Raw genomic sequence first — 21547 nt, forward strand, 5'->3', positions numbered from 1 at the left:
GATCGCTCACTCATTGCCGTAATGAAAAGTGTCCCGGTGAACAGCTGTTTGCCGGGACATGTTCGTTAAGCCCTATATCGTCTGCATGAATTCTCCCCGCTGGAGATGGGGCGGATCGTTGATCTGCCGCAAGGTCGATTTCTCAAGTGCCGTCTAGGACGACGCTGCGGCATTCTGTACATAGACGGAAATCTGTAGAAGGCATTTTGCCTGCCCCTGGATGATTTAGGCGCATGAGAGCTCTGATTGTAGACGACGAAACCCTGGCACGCGACGAGCTGAAATCTCTGCTCGCAGACGAGAGCGACATCGAAATCGTCGGTGAATGCGCCAATGCCATTGAGGGGATCGCGGCGATCAATCGCCTGTCTCCCGAAATCATGTTCCTCGATATCCAGATGCCGCAGGTGACGGGGCTCGAAATGCTTCGGATGATCGATCCCGACCGGATGCCGCATGTCGTTTTCCTGACGGCCTACGAGGAATACGCACTGCAGGCTTTCGAGGAAAACGCTTTCGATTATCTTTTGAAACCGATCCAGGAAGAGCGGTTGCAGAAGACCCTGGCGCGGCTGAGGAAGGTGAAGTCGGGTCAGCAGGAAAAGCTGCTCGATGTCGCGCCGCCGCTGCGTCATATCCCGTGCACCGGTCTCAACCGTATCCGCCTGATGAAACTGGAAGAGGTCGAGGCGATCTTTTCGAAGCCGGGCGGGATTTATGTGCTTGGCGATGACGGGCACGAGCATTTTACCGAACTGACGCTGCGCACGCTCGAAGAGCGGACGAAACTGATCCGCTGTCATCGGCAGTACATGGTGAATGCCGAACATATCAAGGATATCGCGCTCGGCGAGAATGGCGTTGCCAATATCCTCACGCTCGGGGGGCGCTCTATCCCCGTCAGTCGGCGTTTTCTCGGGCCGCTCAAAGAGCAACTCGGCATTCTCTAAATACGCTAAACCCGGCGCATGTGGGAGACATGCGCCGGGTTTCGAGGCTATGGGAGGATTAGCCTCGGGGAAGTTCTTTATTCTGCGGGCGAAAGCGCCAGCTGAGCTTCACCGTTTTGCCCGGTGCGCAGCATGTCCTTCCACTTGAACATGGCGGCGACCAGAACCACGATGCCAAGCACCATCATGATGATCGACAGGGCCGCGTTGACCGGGTTGTAGCCCTTGGCCGCGTCGTTCAGGTAGACATTGGCGATCATCCAGTAGCCCGCATAGTTCACGGTGACGAACAGGTAGGCGAGCGGGATGAGGCAGGTCAGCATGTAGATGCGCTTGGCCGACATCCGCAGGATGATCGTGGCACCGATGGTGAGGCCGAGCGACGCCATCATCTGGTTCGAGACACCGAACAGCGCCCAGACCGAGTTGATATCGCCCGAGTTGAGGAGATAACCCCAGAGCAGGCAGGCGATGATGCTGGCGGCGATCGAACCGGGCATCCAGTTGATCTGCTTCATCGGAGCCCAGAGGTCGCCGAGAATGTCCTGGATCAGATAGCGGGCGACGCGGGTTCCCGAGTCGATCGCGGTCAGGATGAAGACGGCCTCGAACATGATGACGAACTGGAAGAAGTAGGCGGCGAGCGTCTTAAACCAGGGAATGCTGGTGAAGATCTCCGTCATGCCGACAGCGAGCGTCACGGCGCCACCGGTACGGCCGGCGAGGTCCATGCCGATTGCCTGTTCAAGGCGCGGCAGGTCCTGAACCGTCATGCCGAGCGTGGCGAAGACTTCCGGCGATGCGTTGATGGCAAAATAGTCGGCCATCGGCAGGGCGGTTGCGGCGATCAGGGCGAGCACGGCGACCAGGCATTCGACCAGCATCATGCCGAAGGCGACGGGGCGGATATCGCTCCACTTGTCGACCAGCTTTGGCGTGGTGCCCGAGCCGATGAAGGCGTGGAAGCCCGAGATCGCACCGCAGGCGATGGTGATCGAGATGAAGGGCCAGACCGGGCCGGCAAGAACCGGGCCACCGCCATGGATGAAGTCGGTCAGGGCCGGCATCTTGATTTCGGGGTTGATGATGACGACGCCGACGACGAGGGCGGCAAAGACGCCGATCTTGAGGAAGCTCGACAGATAGCCGCGCGGGGTCAGAAGCAGCCAGACCGGCAGGGCGCTGGCCAGGAAGGCGTAGATCGGCAGCATGATGCCGAGCGTGTCATAGTGGAAGGTGAACCACTGGCCGAGCGCCGATTCCTGCACGTAGGGGCCGGCAAAGACCGAGGCGAGAATGGCGGCGAGACCGACATAGGTGGCGATCTTGCCGTTGCCGCCCATCTTTTCATACAGGCCGACAGCCATGGCGATCGGGATCGTCATGAAGACAGCGAACGTGCCCCAAGGGTTACGTTCCAGCGCATGGACCACGACCATCGAAAGGCCGGCCATGGTGATGGTGATGATGAACAGCATCGCGAGACCCGTGCACCAGCCGGCGACCGGCCCAAGCTCAGCCTTGGCGACTTCCGACAGCGACGAGCCCTTGTGCTTCATCGATGCGAAGAGCACGACCGTGTCATGCACTGCGCCGCCGATGACGCAGCCGACGAGCAGCCAGATCAGGCCGGGGAGATAACCGTATTGCGCGGCAAGCACCGGTCCGACGAGGGGGCCGGCTGCGGCGATGGCCGCAAAATGCTGGCCGGCATTCACCCACTTCTTCGTGGGAACGTAATTGCGGCCGTCAGCAAGCGTGTGCGACGGGGTTACTTCACTGTCGTCGACGCCGAGCACCTTGCGCACGAAGAAGATACCGTAAAAGCGGTAGCAGATCGCGAGGATGCAGGCGGTGCCGATGACGATTGTCAGGGCGTTTGCCATGTTGATGTCCCTCCATTGGATGACATCAAGCTACACAGGCAGATCGCAAGCGGGAGTGGGTGTTTCGGTCAGTGGCGCCAGCGCGGCGTGAGCGGCTGGGAATTGGACCTGAGTGGCGGAGCGATTTTCGCTGCACGGGGCTGTGTTGTCTGTTTTGGACCTGATCAGCCCGTCGGCCAGAAGCGGGCGACCTTCGAGCGGCCGCGCGATGGGGCGCGAACCGGGGTACCGACATCCGGTTCATGCGAATGACCATGGCCATGCTCAGAGGCATGATCGCAGCATTCGCCACCCATCGGTAGCCGCAGGCTGACTGTGGTAAAGACCTCCGGTTCCCACGTCACATCGATGCCATAGGCATCGCCGAAATGGCCTTTCGTGCGGCGGTCGACTATGTTCATGCCGAGCCCCATATCCGCGCTCGGCTTCTTCTCGAACAGGCCGGCATTATCTGTCACGGAGACGAGAAGCGTATCGTTTTCGCATCTGGCTGAAATGGTGATGCGGCCTTCGCCGATCAGCTGCGAGGTGCCGTGCTTGATGGCATTTTCTACCAGCGGCTGGAGCGAGAAGGCGGGAAGCTGCACCTGCGCCAGCTCTTCCGGCACATCGATTTCGACCTGGAGGTGATCGCGGAAACGCGCCTTTTCGATGTGCAGATAGGCGTTCACATGCTCGATCTCGTCCGACAGCGTGACGATGTCGTTTGTTCGTTTCAGGTTCTTGCGGAAGAAGGTCGACAGGTTCTGCACGAGATTGCGCGCCTCGCCCGCATCGATGCGGATGATGGCCGACAGCGTGTTGAGCGTGTTGAAGAGAAAATGCGGATTGACCTGCGCATGCAGCAGCTTGATCTCGGATTCGACCAGCATCTGCTTCTGGCGCTCATAACGGCCGGCGAGGATCTGCGCCGAGAGCAGGCGCGCCACACCTTCTCCGAGCGAGCGGTTGAAGGTCGAAAACAGCTTTGTCTTCGGCTCATAGAGCTTGATCGTGCCGATCACGGCGTTGTCTTCACCCTTGAGCGGAATGACGAGCGATGATCCGAGCGGGCAGTTGGGATGGATCGAGCATTGATAGCTCACCTCGTCGCCGTCTGCATACATGACCTTGTTTTCCGCAATCGCCTCCAGCGTTTGTGCCGAGGTGATGGCACGGCCGGGCAGGTGGTGGTCTGCGCCGATGCCGATGAAGGCGAGAATCTTTTCCCGGTCGGTGATCGCGACTGCGCCGACATTTGCTTCCTCGTAAAGGATGCGGGCGACCTTGGTGCTGTTTTCGGCATTGAAGCCGTTGCGCAGCACGCCTTCGGCGCGCTCGGCAATCTTCAGCGCCTTGCCGGAGAAGATCGTCGAATGGGTTTCGAAAAGCCGGCGACGGTCGCCCAGGATATTCATGAACATCGCCGCGCCGACAGTATTGGCCACCATCATCGGCAGGGCAATGGTCTGCACGAGATGGGCGGAATCGATGAACGGATCGGCGACGAGAAGGATGATCGACATCTGCACGACTTCGGCAAATAGCGTGACGCCGGCAATCAACGGCGGCCAGAAAAGGAGATCGGTCTTGCGCTGACGCAGCAGATAGCTATGCACAAGCCCGCCGATCAGGCCTTCCGCTGTCGTTGCGATTGCGCAGGCGAGTGCCGTGAAGCCGCCCATCGAATAACGGTGCATGCCGCCGGTGAGACCTACGGCCAGGCCGACAAGTGGGCCACCGAGTATGCCGCCGAGCACGGCGCCGATGGCGCGCGTATTGGCGATCGCCTCATCGATATGCAGGCCGAAATAGGTGCCCATGATGCAGAACATCGAGAAGATGACGTAACAAGCGACCTTTCGCGACGGGCGTACGGTGACCTGCATGAGCGGCAGGAAAAGCGGCGTCTTGCTGAACAGGTAGGCGATGACGAGATAGACGCATGTCTGCTGCATCAGGCCGATAACCAGGTCCGTCCAGCCGAACATGAGATGTCCTTTATTCTATCTTCGCCAGCGGATGAGGCGTTCCAGCGCTGCGCCGCGGTGATCCAAACCCAGGATCAGGAGTGTTGCAATACCGGGTGGCACACAACAGCTGTCCCGGGCCTCACACCGGCCTTTTACGCGATCGGATGACGTGGGGCCACTCAATATGGCCGGTGCAGCATGATCGGTCGGGGGTGAGGTGAGACGCATGTCTTTCGTTACGGCTTCGGATCCTTCTGATCGATCCGTCATGAAACTCACCGGTCATCATGTTGCGCATTGACCTGTCTCAATTCGAGGGGAGCCGGTTTCGTGCCGCTAGTGCTGTTCGGGGCCGGCAATGCGGCCCCGAACGTGTTTGTTCTGCTACTTTATCATCGGCAGAAGTTCGGAGACCGACTTCTTTGCGTCACCATAGAACATCCGCGTGTTCTCCTTGTAGAAAAGCGGGTTCTCGATGCCGGAATAACCGGTGCCCTGGCCGCGCTTGGAGACGAAGACCTGCTTGGCCTTCCAGACTTCCAGAACCGGCATGCCGGCGATCGGCGAGTTCGGGTCTTCCTGGGCTGCCGGGTTGACGATGTCGTTGGAGCCGATGACGATGACGACGTCGGTATTCGGGAAATCGTCGTTGATCTCGTCCATTTCCATGACGATGTCGTAGGGCACCTTGGCTTCCGCGAGCAGCACGTTCATGTGGCCCGGCAGACGGCCGGCAACCGGATGGATGGCGAAACGGACTTCCTTGCCGGCCGCGCGCAGCTTGCGGGTGAGTTCCGACACCGCCTGCTGGGCCTGCGCCACCGCCATGCCGTAGCCGGGAACGATGATGACACTGTCCGCATCGTTCAAGGCATTGGCGACACCTTCGGCATCGATGGCGATCTGTTCGCCTTCGATTTCCATCGCCGGACCCGTCGTGCCGCCGAAGCCGCCAAGGATGACCGAGATGAAGGAGCGGTTCATCGCCTTGCACATGATGTAGGACAGGATTGCACCCGAGGAGCCGACCAGCGCACCGGTGACGATCAGGAGATCGTTGCCGAGCGTGAAGCCGATCGCGGCGGCCGCCCAGCCGGAATAGCTGTTCAGCATCGAGACCACGACCGGCATATCGGCACCGCCGATGCCCATGATCAGGTGGTAGCCGATGAAGAAGGCCAAGAGCGTCATCAGCATGAGCGTCCAGACGCCTGCGCCGTTGCAATAGGCAAGCAGCAGCAGGAAGGAGAGGATCGCTGCGCCGGCATTCAGCATATGGCCGCCGGGCAGTTTCTTCGCCTTGCCGTCGACCTTGCCGGCCAGCTTGCCGAAGGCGACGACCGAGCCGGTGAAGGTAACTGCACCGATGAAGACGCCGAGGAAGACCTCGACCTTCATAATTGCCAGTTCGACCGGATCCTTGTGGGCGAGAATGGCGGAAAAGCCTTCGAGCGTTGCACGCGCAGCCTCATCAAGGCCGCCGACGCGCCATGCCTCGATATGAGCATTGTAGCCGATGAAGACGGCGGCAAGGCCGACGAAGGAGTGGAGAGCCGCCACAAGTTGCGGCATTTCCGTCATCTGCACGCGGCTTGCCACGTAATAACCGGCGATGGAGCCGGCGGCGACCATGATCAGGATGATGAGGCCAATGCCGAAGCTGGTGGCGACACCCGGGCCGAAGAAGGTGGCGATGACGGCGAGCGCCATGCCGATGATGCCGTAGAGCACGGCGCGCTTGGCGCTTTCCTGGCCGGAAAGGCCGCCGAGCGACAGGATGAAGAGAACCGCAGCAGAAATGTAGGCGGCCGAAACGATACCGATCGTCATTGTGATAACCCCCTACGCACTCAAGACTTCTGGAACATGGCGAGCATGCGCCGTGTCACGAGAAAACCGCCGACGATATTGATCGTCGCAACCAGAACTGACAAAGCGCCGAGCACGACGACCAGCCAGTTGCCGGAGCCGATCTGCAGGAGCGCGCCGAGGATGACGATGCCGGAAATGGCGTTGGTCACGGCCATCAGCGGTGTGTGCAGCGAATGCGAGACATTCCAGATCACCTGAAAGCCGATGAAGCAGGAGAGCACGAAGACGACGAAATGGCTCATGAAGCTTGCCGGCGCATAGGCACCGACGATCAGCAGCAGAACCGTCGCGACGCCGAGCAGGATGGCCTGGTTCTTCGTCTGCGCCTTGAAGGCTGCGACTTCGTTCGCCCGCTTTTCCTCCGGCGTCAGCTCCTTGGCTTTCTCCTTGGGCTTCTGGGCGGCGATCGCCTTGATCTTCGGTGGCGGTGGCGGGAAAGTTATCTCGCCGTCCTTGGTGACGGTCGCGCCGCGGATGACGTCGTCTTCCATATTGTGGACGACGACGCCGTCTTTTGCCGGCGTCAGGTCCGTCATCATGTGGCGGATATTGGTTGAATAGAGCGTCGAAGACTGCGCGGCCATGCGGCTCGGGAAGTCGGTGTAACCGATGACGATGACGCCGTTCTCCGAGACGATGCGCTCGTCGGCGACGGTGAGGTCGCAATTGCCGCCGCGCTCAGCCGCAAGGTCGATGATGACCGAACCGGGCTTCATCATCGCCACCATGTCGGCGGTCCAAAGCTTGGGCGCGTCACGACCGGGGATCAGTGCCGTCGTGATGACGATATCGATTTCAGGCGCAAGTTCACGGAACTTTTCCAGCTGCTTTTCGCGGAATTCCGGAGACGACGGGGCGGCATAACCGCCGGTCGCAGCGCCATCCTGCTGGCTTTCTTTGAAATAGAGGAAGACGAATTCGGCGCCCATCGACTCGATCTGCTCGGCCACTTCCGGGCGAACGTCGAAGGCATAGGTGATCGCGCCGAGCGAGGTTGCGGTGCCGATGGCGGCCAGACCTGCAACGCCCGCACCGATGACCAGAACTTTTGCCGGCGGTACCTTGCCCGCAGCCGTGACCTGGCCGGTGAAGAAGCGGCCAAAGTTGTTGCCAGCCTCGATGACGGCGCGGTACCCGGCGATGTTGGCCATCGACGACAGCGCATCCATCTTCTGGGCGCGCGAAATGCGCGGCACCATGTCCATGGCGATGACGTTGGCACCCTTGGCCTTGACCTGCTCAAGCAATGCCGAGTTCTGGGCCGGGTAGAAGAAGGAGATCAGCGTCTTGCCCGGGCCGAGTTTTTCCACCTCAGCCGCTTCGGGCGGGCGCACCTTGGCGATCACGTCGGAAGCTTCGATCAGCGCGTCCGGCGTATCGACCACGCTCACGCCGGCGGCGCGATAGGCGTCGTCAGCAAAACCCGCAGCCTTGCCCGCACCCGTTTCGATCACGCAGTCATAGCCCAGCTTCTGCAAGGCCAACGCACTCTCCGGCGTCATCGCAACACGCGCCTCGCGATCCCCGCGCTCTCTCAATACCCCGATCTTCAATCGTTTCGTCCCCAGTTCGTTTTCATAATGCCCCGCCGGCGGTACCGGCACTTCCTGTCGACAAGTGTTACGACAAGGCTTTCAGGGCGGAAAGGCCGGTAATGGTACTTAGCGGTACGGTGAACGCAAGAGGGGCGCGGCTGCAAGTCGCCCTTTTCTGCCGGGTTCCTTGTTTAGCCTGTCATTTGCCCCTTGGGTCTTGCCGGTTTTCCGGGATGGCGTGCCTGCAGCCAGCGACGATAGGTCGCTGGCGAAGTGACATATGGGACGCCCCGTCGAGTTTGGTTCAGCAGTACGAGCGCGCCGCCGCTGAGAGCAGCCGTCAGGCTATCGCGGTCACGTGTACTTTCGGCAGATCGCCAAGGTTCCACTTGCCGTCGATCGCCCGTTCGATCTGGGCTGCGAGTTGGAGCAACAAGCCGTCTCGGCCAAGGCCGGTCTGGATCTGCATGCCGAGCGGCAGGCCATTGGCATGTTTGGCAAGCGGCAGGCTCAAACCCGGCGTGCCGCAGAGATTGCTGAATGGGGTATAGGCGAAAAAGCCCCAGAGATTGGCAAACCAGTCGAGCGCGGAGGGATTGTCGGTCATCGTCAGATATTCGGTCGTGCCGATCGGCGGTGTTTCCCGCGCGGTGATCGGCGTCAGCACGATATCCCATTTCTCGTAGAATTCGCCGAAGGCGCGGGCCGTTTCGTTGAAGGCGAGCTGCATGTCGGCGCGATCGGTATAGGTCGCGTCCTTGCCCTGTTCCCATATGCGAATATTCATCGGCTCGATGAGGTCGGCCGGTGGTTTGTCGATGCCGCGCATGCGCAGAAGGTTGTTCACCGTCTGGGCGAAGTTGGTGATGTAGCAGGCCGTCTGTGCCGCATAGGCTTTTTCGAAGTCGATCTCGGGTTTGATCCATTCGACATGGTGGCCGAGGCTTTCGAGGAAACGGGCGGTACGCTCCAGTTCCGAGACGATATGCGGTGTCGATTTATATAGTCCCCAGTCGTGGGAGACTGCTATGCGCAGCGGTTTCGGATCACTTTCAATCAGCTCCAGAAAGGGCGCTTCGGGCAACCAGTAGGGCATGAACTCGCCCGGTGCGCCGCCACGGCAATTGTCGACGAAGGCGGCCGTGTCGCGCACCGTGCGCGTGATGCAGCCCTGTGTCGAGACGACGGAGGTGAAGTCAGATCCTGCCGGGGCAATGGAGAAAGTGCCGCGAGAGGATTTCAGCCCGATCCCGCCATTGACGCCCGCCGGAATGCGGATCGAGCCGCCGCCATCCGTCGCATGGGCAAGCGGCACGACGCCTGCGCCGACCATTACTGCGGAGCCGGCAGACGAGCCGCAACTGGTGAAATCCGTGTTCCAGGGATTGCGGGTGACATAAAGCGCCGGGTTTTCCGCCGAGCTGCAGCAGCCGAATTCCGGGGTCGTGGTGCGGCCTATGATATTGAGGCCCGCCGCCTTCATTTTCGTGGTCAGGAAGGTGTCTGATGTCGGGCGATTGCCCTTCATGTAGAGCGAGCCCTGCTCCTGCAGCCGGCCGGCAAGTGTCGGGCCTAGATCTTTCAGGAGGAAAGGCAGGCCTGCAAAGGCCCCTTCGGGATTTGCACCGTTGACGGTGGCGTCTGAAACAGCGTCCTCGAAGATCTCGACCACGCCGCTGATCTGCGGATTGACCGCCTTGATCGCCGTTGCCGCCTGCGCTGCGAGTTCGGATGCGGTGACCTCACCGTTTTTCACCAGTTCCGCAAGGCCAAGACCGTCTTTGCCGAACCATTCGGCCCAGCTCATCACCATCGTCATCTGCATTCCCCAATGTTTTCGTTCTAGCGAAATTCTGTTTTGAAAAAGCCTCGGCCAGAACGGCACGGGCCATGTAGTGCAGGGGTGCAGATAATCACGCCTGAGAGAACGTGTCTCATGGAATCGGGAGCCAGAATGGAAAAGTTGAACCGCTAACGGTCGCTTCTGCCGGAGACGTCGTGCGGGGCGTCTTCTCTCAATTCCTGCTCATGCAGGTATCGCAGATAGGCGACGTATCCGGAAAGATAATGTTCGACGTCGTCGATGCGCACCCGGAAGGCATGGTGGCGGATGAAGAAGGAGCCAAGCACCTTCTTCGGGTTACGCATGAACATCGCCATCTCCGGCCAGAAATATCCGTTGAGCAGGTAATGCGCCCGTTTTTCCAAAGCCCGCTCGAAGCGGTTGGGGTCTATCCGGTTCAGGAGGTCAGGAAAGCGGCCGTCGATTTTCAATCGCGTCAAAACCTGCCGCGTCGCCATCATCAATTCGAGAAGCGTCGGGAATGTCGTGATGCGGTTGGCGACGAAATCGAGGTGATCGGCGACGTTGTCGATGGCGAAGCGGTAATAGTCTTCTTCGGGACGATGCCGTGTCAGTTCATTGGCGCAATAGGCGAGCCAGTGGTCGTGATGGCCGGCGTAATTGTTGCGGATGAAATGACCGAAGGCGAGTTCCACGGCATTGAGCCAGCGGTCGTCGCGAAGCTGGTCGTAGAGCCGCATCAGGGCAAAGACGGCCTCTCCTTCATAATAGATTGTGCGGAATTCCTGCCTTATCTCAAGGCTCGGGAAGGTCAGAACGTGGCGGAATGCGCCGGTCTTTTCGTCCTGCATGAAGCAGATGCCCGACGCGAGTCTTTCCATCAGTTCGTCATGCCGGTCGTCATCGAAGACGCTTGCATATTTGGCGAGCGCCAGGATCGCGACGGCATTGCCGCCGAGCTTGATCTCGTTGTTGGCTTCGACGAGGAATGCGGCGATCCGGCCGTTGGGCAAAAGAGCATGGACGATGAGGTCGCGTGTCAGGCAGGCGATCGATTGGTTGATTGCTTCGCGCAGGAGCGGCGTGCAGGTCAGTTCGTAAGCCTCGATCATCGCATAGGTGGTGCTGGCATGGCGAAGGGTATTGTAGGTGCCGATCTCTCTGTCGAAGCAGGGGTGATAGCCGTAGACGAAGCGCCCGTCGGGGCCGACCTGGCGGGCGAGGAATTCGGAAGCGTCGTAGATGAGGGAGGTAACCTGCCCGACATCCAGCTTGTCGATGACCCGGCGTCCGGCATTGAGGCCGGAAGGATGGAGAGGGTAGACCGTCGTTCCGTCGAAAAAGGCGCCCGTGCTGGCGAAAGGATAGATCACCCGATCATCGACAAAATCCGGCGGCGGCTGGTCAGGAAAACGGGCGTTGAAATACAGGAGAAAATTCTTCTCGTTCAGTTCGGCCGAGACGTTCTTGTTGCCGCCGTAAAGCATCGCATTGGCGTTGAGTTCCTGCTCCAGAAAGGCGGTTTCGAACAGGTCATCGAGCGATATACCAAGGCGGAAATAGTTGCGTTTGGTGTCGTTCAGCACATCGCGGAGTTCGTCCCAGGTCGAGGCCTCCAGAGCGGTCGGCCAATCGACCCGCAACCAGCGATGCCGGCCGGACTGGCGGCGCTGAATGGCTCGAACAGCCTCCATGCCACTCTGCCAGGCCTCGTCGAAAGAGCCGCCGCGCGCGATGGTGACGCTCGCGCGCTCTTCTCCATCGGAGCAGGAGAAAAACAGGACAAAGGCTGGATGGGGCAGGGGCAAAGGTCGGCATGCCGAGCGCACATGCTCCAGAAGCAAGGTCATATCCGGTGGCGTCGTCATGTGGATCCTTCCTTCACCCAGGCCTTCCTTCATCCATGCCTTGCCTCAGCGTTCGCGCATTGCCTCTTTGGCCTTGTTGAAGGGCTTTAGCAGATAGTCCATCACACTCTTCTGGCCGGTATGGATATCGACGGTGGCGACCATGCCCGGCGAGATCGGGAATATCTTTCCGGCATGGTTCTCCAGCGCGTCCTTTTCCGTCTTCACGAAGACGCGGTAGTAATAGATTTCCGGGTCTACCTCGTCCTGGATCGTGTCCGGCGAGATGGTGACGACCTTGCCCTCCAGTCCGCCATAGATGGCGTAGTCATAGGCGGTGATCTTCACAGTCGCCCGCTGGCCCGGGTGGATGAAGGCGATGTCGCGCGGAAGGATGCGGGCCTCGATCATCAGCTGGTCGCCAAGCGGGATGATGTCCATCAGCTTGCCGTTCGGCGGAACGACGCCGCCAATGGTGGAAACCTCGATATTCTTGACGATGCCGCGCACGGGGGAGCGCAGCGTCAGGCGGGCCAGACTGTCCGAGCGGCCCTTGATGACGGAGGAAAGCGAGGTCACCTCGGCATTGGCCTTGGCCAGTTGCTCCCGGGCGTCGATGACATATTGGGTGCTGGTCTCGACCTTTTTCAGCTCCAGTTCCGCCCGTTCACGCTTCAGGCGGATGATCTCGACACTGCTGGCAGCACCTATCTTCGACAGGTCTTCGTTGACCGCGAGTTCCTGACGGGAGAGCGCAAGCGATTCATCGATCCATTGCAGCGTCTCTTTCAGATTATGCTGGCGGGCTTCATAGAGCCGCGTTTCCGAGGCGATCAGGTCGGGATAGGCGTTTAGTTCTTCAGGGAAGGTGAGGGGGGTCTGGTTGACTTCCGCCGTCAGTCTTGCCGAACTCGCCAAGGCTGCCCGGTATGTGGCGGCGGATTCTCCGACGCCGGATTCGGTGATCGTCGGATCAAACTGGGCGATCAGTTGCCCCCGTTCGACAACCTGGTTTTCCTGCACCATCAGCTTCGAGACGATACCGCCTTCGAGCGACTGGATGACCTGTTCCTTGCTGATCGGAACGACCTTGCCATCGCCCGTCGAGACTTCGTCGAGAATGGCGAAGTAGGACCATACGAGGCCGACGGCGATGATGAGGGCCATGATCCAAACGACCATCTTGGCTTTTGACAGGCGTACCTCGTCCTCGCCGCCATAGTGCCAGCTTTCGTCGACGATACGCGGGAACGACATGGCCATGGCTTAACTCCCGCCCCTGACGCTGCGCAGCTGCTGGGCCGGTTTCTCACCTTTCAACACCCGCAGGGCTTCTTCCTTGTCCGCATCGAGCACGATGCGGCCGCCGTCGAGCGCCACAACACGCTCGACCAGATCGAGCACGCGCATGCGATGGGTGGCGATCACGACCGTCTTGTTTTTCGCCCAGGCGGAGAAGCGCTGGATGAACAGCTTTTCGGTTGCCTCATCCATCGAAGCCGTCGGTTCGTCGAGCAACACCACGGACGGATTGCGGATCAGAAGCCGGGTCAGGAGCAGAGCCTGCTGCTGGCCTCCCGACAGGCCACGCCCGCCTTCGTCGATCAGGTGGTCGATACCCTTGGGAAGCATGCGGATGAATTCATCCGCGCCGGTCATCTGCAGCGCTTCGAGCATTGCCTGCTGCGAGGCATTCTGGGCACCCATCAGCACGTTTTCGCGGATCGAGCCGTGGAACAGGCGGGAGTGCTGGGTGATCAGGCCGACTTCGCGGCGCAGGTCGGACGGATCGATCTGATCTATTGCCAGAGTATCGATCAGCGCCTCGCCGGTATGAGGCTGCAACTGGCCGGAAAGCGCCTGCAGCAGGGTGGATTTGCCGGCGCCGTTCTTGCCGAGGAGAGCGATGGTATCGCCGGCCTTGGTCGAGAAATCCGAAAGCGAGAGCGCCGGCCGGCCGGCGGGTTCGCCGTAATAATAGACGGCATTGCGAAAACGATATTCGCCGAGCAGCGAACCGACTGAAAGCCTTGCTTCAGCCGGCGGATGGTCGACCGGCATCTTCATGATCGTGTTGAGGCTGGAAAGGCCGATCTTGGCATGCTGCAGGCGGCTGAGAACCTGGGTCAGCTGCGCCATCGGCGCCATCATGCGGGAGCCCAAAATGGAGCAGGCGACGAGCGCGCCGGTGCTCATGTCGCCTGCCATCACCATCGGCGCGCCACAGAAGACGATGACCGCAAAAACGCTCGTCTGGACGCCGTGGCCCCAGCTTGTCAGCGTGCTTGTGATGGAGCGGAGTTTTACCTGCGCATCGGCGCTGGCCGAATTGAACGTGTTCCATTTCTGCTGGAATACGTTTTCGGCCTGTAGCGCCTTGATATCCTCGATGCCCTGAATGGATTCGACCAGCATGGCGTTGCGCAAAGAGGATTCGCGCATCGCAAGGCTGGCATTCCGCTTCAATTTGCCCTGTGCCAGCAGGCCGGGCGCGACCATGATGAGCAGGGCTGCGGCCGGAATGACGGCAAGCCAGCCGCCGATATAGGCGAAGAGACCGAGGAAGAGCAGGAAGAAGGGCAGGTCGGCAATGGCGGAGACGGTTGTCGAGGTCAGCATTTCGCGGACCTGTTCGAGTTCGCGCAGCTGGGCGATGAAGGTGCCGGTGGCTTTCGGCCGGTTCTGGTTCTTGACCCTCAGTGCATGGCCGAAGACGACATCGGAAATGCGGATATCCGCCCGCTTTCCGACGATATCGATGATCGCGGTTCTGACCTTGCGCATGATGAAATCGAAGACGACGGCAACGCCGACGCCGATGAACAGGACCACGAGCGTGCTCATCGAATTGGCGGGCACGACGCGGTCATAGACCTGCATCGAAAAGATCACGCCGGCGATTGAAAGCGCATTGGCGACGAAGGATGCCAGGAGAACGTAGCTATAAGGGCGGAGATCATTGAGCGCCAGCTTGCGGAACCAGCCTTGGGTATCGGGCGCGATATAGGCATCGATCCGTTCATCTGGTCGGGTGCGGGCGTCGCGGGCGATCAGCAGGTGGGTGATATGGCCATCGAGTTCGGAAAGCGGGATCCAGGTCCACTGGCCGTTATCGCCGGCGAAGGTGATCTTCACCTCGTCACGGTTGATCTCCGTGATCAGCCCGATATCGCCATAGGTGAGCTCAAGCAGCATCGGCAGGCGGCGGGCGGTTATGCCCTTGGCGAGCGGCTCTACCGGCTTGGCGTCGAGACCGAAACGTCGCGCCAGCTTGCCGATCCGGTGAACAGGGGGCGCCGCTTCCTGCATGATAGAAATGTAGTTGGTGGCGAACTTCGAATGGGCGATGCCATAGTGCTGCGCCAGCAGCCCCATGATTTCGATCCAGTCTCTGGCATGGCTCAGCGACGCTGCATTTTTCTGGTCGGTGGTATCGGGATTTGGCGGGGGAAGGGCGGTCGCCCTTTCCCCGTCTGTCGTATCTATCTTTTTTTCGGAAGGAGCCTGTCTGGCATCCATCAGGTCATCTCCTCCGCGCTAGACCACCGGCAGTCTTGGTGTTGCAAGATCGTCGTCCTGACTGAGCGGCTCGAACGGATCGAGCGGCGGTGTTTCCACCAGATCCACCACTGCATCGACGGCATTCGAGAGATCGACGTTGGCTGATATGTCGAGACCCGTGCCGTCGCCTCCGCCGACATCAACCGATGTGTCGCCGGTCAAGTTGTCGAGCGCACTGAGATCGACCTCTTCACCGCCTTGAACCAGCAGGCTCAAGCCGTCATCGGCGTTCAGCGCAAGCTCGACCGGTTCCTGCTGCTCGGGCGTGGTGTCGGAACCATCGGCAAGAGCGGCGTCCGATGTCGTGTCATCCGTTACCGTCGTATCGGTGGCGGATATATCGGGATCCGGTGCGTCGGGATTGTCGGAGGACGTGTCGTTCTCCGCCGTCGTCCTTGCGTTGTCATCAGGGCTGTCTGTGACATCACTACCGCCGCCATCGTCGGCGAGGGCGAAGCTCGACATTTCGTCAGATGCCGATGCCATCATCATGGTGCTGGTATCCTGAACATCGACGTCGATGGTGAGATCGGAAGACAATTCGTTTCCCGTCACCGGATCGACAACGACCACGGTGAACTGGTCGGTTGAATCTACCGTGACTGTCGTGTGTGGCGTATAGATGTAGCTGCCATCGGCATTGAAGACGAGCGTGCCGAACGCACCTTCCACCGTGACCGTGCCATTGACGAGCGTGTGGGTGACGCCATTGAACTCGATTTCGGCAATGCGCAGATCATCCGTGTTGCCGGTGGCGGCCGCATCGATGAAGTTGCCTTCGGCCCTTTCGCCAACGCTGATCTGGACATTTTCGACCTGATCGGTTGCCGTGACCGAGATCTCGCGAACTGTCCCGACACCCAGTGTGACACCGGGATTGGGAACGAGCGTGGCGCGATACTGACCGGAATCGAGGTCGGTCAGCGTGATCTCGCCGGTAGGAGATCCAAGGAGATTCAGCCGCAGGATGCCGTTATCGACATTGTCGGTGCCATAGTCTCCTCGCACCCAAGCCGTGCCGTTCCAGCGCTCGATGATCACCGAATAGTTGCTGAGCAGGCCGACATTGATGAGGCCGCCGATGCGCAGATCCAGATCGACCGAGTTGGTGTTTCCTGAAAGGTTGAAGTTGACGACCGGGTTATTTCCCTGACCCAGGTTCACGGTGGCTAGGTTGCCGATCGACAGTGCAAGCAGAGCCGTGACCGTTGCGCTTGCGGCAGAGGGCGCCGCCTCATTCTGGCGGGTGATCGTCTGGTCGAGAATGGCGGTATCGGTCGCATTGGTCAGAGCGAAATCGACGCCGGGTGCTGTCGTGGAGGCTGGAGAGGAGGTATTGCCTGCCGCATCCCGCTGCACGACATCCAGTTCCTGACCGTTCACCTGCGCGGGCGAGAGGCCGACACTGAACGTGCCGTTGGCCGCGACTGTGCCGGTGCCGATGACGGCGCCGCCGGTGCCCGTCACCGTGATGGTGGCTCCCGGTTCGCCGGTGCCCGTCAGCTCGGTGCCCGCAGGGCTGACGGCAAGGTCTTCCGGCGCATCGGGCGGGAGCAGATCGGGTGTGTCGGTGGTTGCGGCGGGAGACGGGTTGTTGGCCGCATCCGTTTGAATGACAGTGAGATCTCGACCATCAGCTTGCGCCGGGCTCAGCGTCACTGTGAAGGTGCCGTTGCCGCCGACAACCGCCGTTCCGACCAGAATGCCGTCGGCATTGGTGACGCGGACTGTCGCACCAGGCTCGCCATTGCCTGTCAGTGCTGTCCCGGTGTCGTTGACGTCGAGCCCCGCTGGGGCCGTCGGGGGGACAAGATCAGGTGAATTGACCGAGGCCACGTCGGATTCATTTCCGGCGCTATCCGTCAGCACGACATCAAGCTCACCGCCATTCACCTGTGATGGCGAAAGGCCGATGCTGAAAGTGCCGTCCGAGGCGACCGTGCCGGTGCCGACGACCTGGCCTGCGGCATTGGTAACGGTCACCGTGGAGCCGGGTTCACCGCCGCCGCCGATCAGCGTGCCGGAACTGTTGACGACAAGGCTTGTCGGCGGTTCGGGCCCGGTCTCATCCTGAGAGGTAACGGTGCCGGGGAGGGAGGTGTTGTCGGCCGCATCGGTCAAGACAACGCTCAGGTCTCCGCCGTCCACCTGCGCTGGGCTAAGCGTGACGCTGAAGGTGCCGTCCGGGTCGACGGTTCCGGTGCCAACGATTTGGCCGGCGGTGTTCCTCACCGTGATCGCGGCACCTGGTTCGCCTTCACCCGTCAGGTCGATGCCGTTGCCGTCAAGGATAAGGTTGGTCGGCGCATCCGGGGCCGTCGTGTCCAGTGTCGAGGTCGTTTCGGGGTCGGACACGTTGCCTGCGGCATCCGTCAGCGTCACTTCCAGTTCGGTGCCATCCACCTGAGGCGGATTGAGCGTGACCGTGAATGTACCGCCCGAACCTACCGTGCCGGTGCCGACGATGACGCCATCTGCCGTTACGGTAACGGTCGTCCCTGCTTCGCCGGCGCCGGTGAGCTGTAGCCCGTTTGTCGTGACGACGAGATTGGTCGGTGCGTCGGGCGGTGTCAGGTCTGGCGTTGTCGCCGTGCCCGGATCGGAATCGTTGCCGGCAGCGTCCGTCAGTACGACATTGAGGGAACCGCCATCGTTGCGTGCCGGGTTCAGGGTGATGGAGAAGTTGCCATTGGCACCAACTGTGCCGGTGGTGATCTCGTTGCCCTGCGCATCGGTGATCGTCACCTGCGCACCCGGTTCGCCCTTGCCGCTGATGGTTGTGCCGGTGGCGTTGACGCTCAGATTAGTCGGCGCGTCCGGGGCGGTGAGGTCATCGGTTGCAACGGTGCCGGGCTGCGATGTGCCGGCGACGTTGCTCAAGGTGACCTGCAGATTGCCACCGTCGTTTTGAGCGGGTGAGAGCGTAATCGAGAACGTGCCGTCCACATCGACCGTACCTGTGCCGACGGTCTCACCGGCAGCGTTCTTGACAGTTATGTTTGTGCCGGCCAGGCCTTCACCTGTCAGCGTATTGCCGTCATCAATGACATCAAGATTGGTCGGCGCAGGTGGCGCGTCGGGATCTGGCGCGAAGACCGTTGCCGGATCTGATATGTTGCCTGCCGCGTCTTCGAGAACGACCTCAAGCTCTTCGCCATTGATTTGCTCGGCGTTTAACGGAACGGTGAATGTTCCGTCCGGCCCAACGGTGGCGCTGCCGAGGAATACGCTGCCGGGACCTGTGACGGTCACTTCGGTGCCGGGCTCGCCAACGCCCGTCAAGGTCAATCCGTCATCGCTAACCACCAGCTCTGTCGGAGGTGCTGGCGGTTGGATGTCGTCAATCGACAGGGTCGTTTCGGGCGAGGTATTTCCGGCTGCGTCGGTCAGAGTGACGTTCAGTTCGCCGGCGTCCGTCTGTGGTGGAGTGAGAGGGATGAGGAACGTACCGTCATCACCCACCGTACCGGTGCCGACGACAACGCCGTCCGCATCGGTCACGGTTACTGTGGCGCCCGGCTCACCTTCACCGAACAGTTCGCTTCTGTCGGGGCTGGGTTCCAGTCCCGTTGGAGCACCTGGTGCAACGATGTCGGGTGTTGTGACCGGGACCGGATCGGTCTCGTTATTGGAACCGTCCGCGAGCGTGACCTGCAGCCCGGTGCCGTCATTCTGGGCCGGAGACAGCGTGATCGTGAACGTACCATTGGCTTCGACTTCGCCCGTGGCAACAACCTGACCGGCAGCATTTCTTACCGTGACATCCGATCCGGGCTCGCCGCGGCCGGTGATCTGCGTGCCGTCGGCGTTGACACTGAGATTGGTCGGCAAGGCCGGCGGTGTTTCATCGACGGAGGCGATGACGCCCGGTGCGGATGGATTGCCTCCCTCATCGGTCTGTACGACCTGAAGATTTCCGCCATCGATCTGCGCGGGGTTTAGCGTGACGCTGAAGGAGCCGTCCTCTTCGACCGTTGTCGTGCCTACAGGTTGACCGGCGGCATTGGTGACGGTGACGGTCGCGCCGGGTTCGCCGGTACCGGTCAGGGTCGTGCCACCTTCCTCGACGACAAGACCGCCTGGTGCTGCGGGAGGCGTCGTATCCGTGGTCGGGACGGTTCCCGGATCGGAGACGTTGCCGCTTTCATCCTCAAGGGTAACGGACAGGTTTCCGCCATCTGTCTGGGCAGGGCTGAGGCCGATGGTGAATGTGCCGTCCGGACCGACCGTGCCGGTGCCGACCGGCTGTCCAGCGGCGTTGGTGACAGTCACGGTGGTGCCGATTTCGCCGGTGCCGGTGAGGATCGTACCCGCAGTGTTTACGGTCAGGTTTCCGGGCTGGTCCGGCTCAAGCGTATCTGGAGCGGTTACAGTGACGGGGGTGGACGGATTTCCGCTTTCATCCTCAAGGACCACCGTCAGGTCGCCGCCGGCCGTCTGTGCCGGATTGAGTGGAATGCTGATCTCCCCGGTCGGCCCGACAGTGCCGGTGCCGACAACCTGTCCGGCTTCGTTCGTGACGGTAACGGTTGCGCCGGGTTCGCCCTGACCCGTCAATGTCGTGCCACCGGTGCCGACCGTGATGCCGGTCGGGGCGTCGGGGCCGATGAGATCGGGAGATGGCGTGATGGTTGGGTCGGACGGATTTCCGCCTGCATCGGTCAGGATCACCTGAAGATCGCCGCCATCGGTCTGCGGCGGGGTCAGTCCGATGCTGAACGTGCCGTTCTGCGCGACAGTGCCGGTGCCGATCGTATCGCCGGCTTCGTTGGTGATGGTCACCGTGGCACCCGGTTCGCCGCGGCCGGTCAAAACCGTTCCGGTGTCGTTGACGTTGAGGTCCGATGCTGCGTCAGGCCCGGTGGTGTCCGGCGATGTCACGGTTACGATTGGCGATGGATTGCCGGCGGCATCCTGCTGTACGACCCTGACGAGGCCGCCATTGTCCTGTGCCGGCGACAGGTCTATGGTAAAGGCGCCGGTGCTGCCTGCTGTGCCGGTTCCTATGACGACGCCATTGGCATCCCTGACCGTGATTGTGGCACCTGCCTCGCCCTGACCGGAAAGCTGGCTTCCGTCACCGCTGACCGTTACGCCGGTCGGAGCCGCGGGTGCGATAAGGTCCGGAGTAGCGACGGTTGCGGGCGGAGATGTGTTGTCACCGCCGTCCTCCAGGATGACGGTCAGGTTGCCGCCATCGGTCTGCGCCGGGGTGAGGGTGATGGTGAAGGTGCCGTTGCCCATCACCGTGCCGGTGCCGACCGTATCGCCCGCAGCATTCGTCACTGTGACAGTCGTGCCGGGTTCGCCGCGGCCGGTCAGCGTCGTTCCTGTATCATTGACGGCAAGATTGGTCGGCGCGGTCGGGTCGATCAGGTCAGGCGAGAGCGTCAGCGCAGGTTGCGAGGTGCCGCCCGCATTCGTTTGCGTGACCCGCACTTCACTGCCGTCGATCTGTGCGGGGCTGAGCGTGATGGAGAAGCTGCCGTCGCCCAGCACGGTTCCGGTGCCGATGGTTGCTCCGGCCGCGTTGGTGACCCGCACCGTCGCACCGGCCTGTCCCTCGCCTGTGAGGATCGTGCCGGTGCCGTTGATGTCTATGTCCGTTGGTGCCGGCGGGGCGTCGGGGTCCGGTGCCAGAACTGTGCCGGGCGTGGACGCGTTGCCTGCCGCATCCGTCAGCACGACATCCAGTTCGCCGCCATCCAGCTGAGCGGGATCCAGCTCGACACTGAATGTGCCGTCGGGGTCGACAGTGTCCTCGCCGATCACGTCGCCCGCGGCGTCGGTGACGGTAACCTTGGTTCCCGGCTCGCCTCTGCCGCTCAGAACCAGTCCGTTGTCGCTGACGGCCAGATTGGTTGGCGCAGCCGGAGATTGGTCATCCTCAAGGGTTACCGTGGCGGGATCAGAGACATTACCTGCAGCATCCTGCTGCACGACCTTCAATTCGCCGCCATTGTCCTGCGCAGGGTTGAGATTGACGGTGAAAGTGCCATTGCCGGCGACCGTGCCGGTGCCGAGGACCACGCCATTTGCGTCGCGTACCGTGACGGTCGCGCCCGGCTCGCCTCGGCCCGTGAGTACTGTTCCGGCGTCATTGACGTCGAGAGAGGTCGGGGCGTCGGGGGCAGTAAGGT

The 21547-nt window shown here is 61.1% G+C and carries 10 protein-coding genes; 1 reads left to right on the forward strand and 9 read right to left on the reverse strand.

The annotated features are described in order from the left end of the window. Window positions 1-233 precede the first annotated feature (233 nt). On the forward strand, window positions 234-950 hold the full coding sequence (gene btsR, locus JNB91_RS24685) for a two-component system response regulator BtsR (protein ID WP_220328128.1): 717 nt from the start codon (window positions 234-236) through the stop codon (window positions 948-950). Between the two features lie 77 nt (window positions 951-1027). Here btsR and JNB91_RS24690 read toward each other — a convergent pair whose 3' ends face one another. The 9 genes from JNB91_RS24690 to JNB91_RS24730 form a co-directional block, all read right to left on the reverse strand. Then, entirely contained in the window at window positions 1028-2836 is a 1809-nt protein-coding gene (locus JNB91_RS24690; protein ID WP_220328129.1) for a carbon starvation CstA family protein, read from the reverse strand. Window positions 2837-3000: 164 nt separating this feature from the next. Next, window positions 3001-4806: a sensor histidine kinase gene (locus JNB91_RS24695; RefSeq protein ID WP_220328130.1), complete on the reverse strand. Its 1806-nt coding sequence runs from the start codon at window positions 4804-4806 to the stop codon at window positions 3001-3003. Between the two features lie 366 nt (window positions 4807-5172). Continuing rightward, window positions 5173-6618: an NAD(P)(+) transhydrogenase (Re/Si-specific) subunit beta gene (locus JNB91_RS24700; protein WP_220328131.1), complete on the reverse strand. Its 1446-nt coding sequence runs from the start codon at window positions 6616-6618 to the stop codon at window positions 5173-5175. A gap of 20 nt (window positions 6619-6638) precedes the next feature. Next, window positions 6639-8213: a Re/Si-specific NAD(P)(+) transhydrogenase subunit alpha gene (locus JNB91_RS24705; RefSeq protein ID WP_220328132.1), complete on the reverse strand. Its 1575-nt coding sequence runs from the start codon at window positions 8211-8213 to the stop codon at window positions 6639-6641. 322 nt (window positions 8214-8535) lie between these two features. After that, window positions 8536-10014, reverse strand: a complete 1479-nt coding sequence (locus tag JNB91_RS24710; protein ID WP_220328141.1) for an amidase — start codon at window positions 10012-10014, stop codon at window positions 8536-8538. A gap of 152 nt (window positions 10015-10166) precedes the next feature. Continuing rightward, on the reverse strand, window positions 10167-11867 hold the full coding sequence (locus JNB91_RS24715) for a hypothetical protein (protein WP_220328133.1): 1701 nt from the start codon (window positions 11865-11867) through the stop codon (window positions 10167-10169). Between the two features lie 45 nt (window positions 11868-11912). After that, window positions 11913-13109 (reverse strand): HlyD family type I secretion periplasmic adaptor subunit, encoded by a 1197-nt coding sequence (locus JNB91_RS24720; protein ID WP_430736360.1) that lies wholly within the window; start codon window positions 13107-13109, stop codon window positions 11913-11915. A gap of 3 nt (window positions 13110-13112) precedes the next feature. After that, complete coding sequence (locus JNB91_RS24725; protein ID WP_223218365.1) at window positions 13113-15365, reverse strand: type I secretion system permease/ATPase; 2253 nt, start codon at window positions 15363-15365, stop codon at window positions 13113-13115. Between the two features lie 18 nt (window positions 15366-15383). Further along, on the reverse strand, window positions 15384-21547 hold a 6164-nt coding region (locus JNB91_RS24730), incomplete at its 5' end, for an Ig-like domain-containing protein (RefSeq protein ID WP_220328134.1).

It is taken from the genome of Aliirhizobium wenxiniae, assembly GCF_019511445.1.
Lineage (GTDB): Bacteria > Pseudomonadota > Alphaproteobacteria > Rhizobiales > Rhizobiaceae > Neorhizobium > Neorhizobium wenxiniae_A.

Coding starts and splice junctions, on each gene's coding strand:
- btsR (WP_220328128.1), top strand. CDS start 234: ATGAGAGCTCTGATTGTAGACGACGAAACCCTGGCACGCGACGAGCTG.
- JNB91_RS24690 (WP_220328129.1), bottom strand. CDS start 2,836: ATGGCAAACGCCCTGACAATCGTCATCGGCACCGCCTGCATCCTCGCG.
- JNB91_RS24695 (WP_220328130.1), bottom strand. CDS start 4,806: ATGTTCGGCTGGACGGACCTGGTTATCGGCCTGATGCAGCAGACATGC.
- JNB91_RS24700 (WP_220328131.1), bottom strand. CDS start 6,618: ATGACGATCGGTATCGTTTCGGCCGCCTACATTTCTGCTGCGGTTCTC.
- JNB91_RS24710 (WP_220328141.1), bottom strand. CDS start 10,014: ATGACGATGGTGATGAGCTGGGCCGAATGGTTCGGCAAAGACGGTCTT.
- JNB91_RS24715 (WP_220328133.1), bottom strand. CDS start 11,867: ATGACGACGCCACCGGATATGACCTTGCTTCTGGAGCATGTGCGCTCG.
- JNB91_RS24720 (WP_430736360.1), bottom strand. CDS start 13,109: ATGGCCATGTCGTTCCCGCGTATCGTCGACGAAAGCTGGCACTATGGC.
- JNB91_RS24725 (WP_223218365.1), bottom strand. CDS start 15,365: ATGGATGCCAGACAGGCTCCTTCCGAAAAAAAGATAGATACGACAGAC.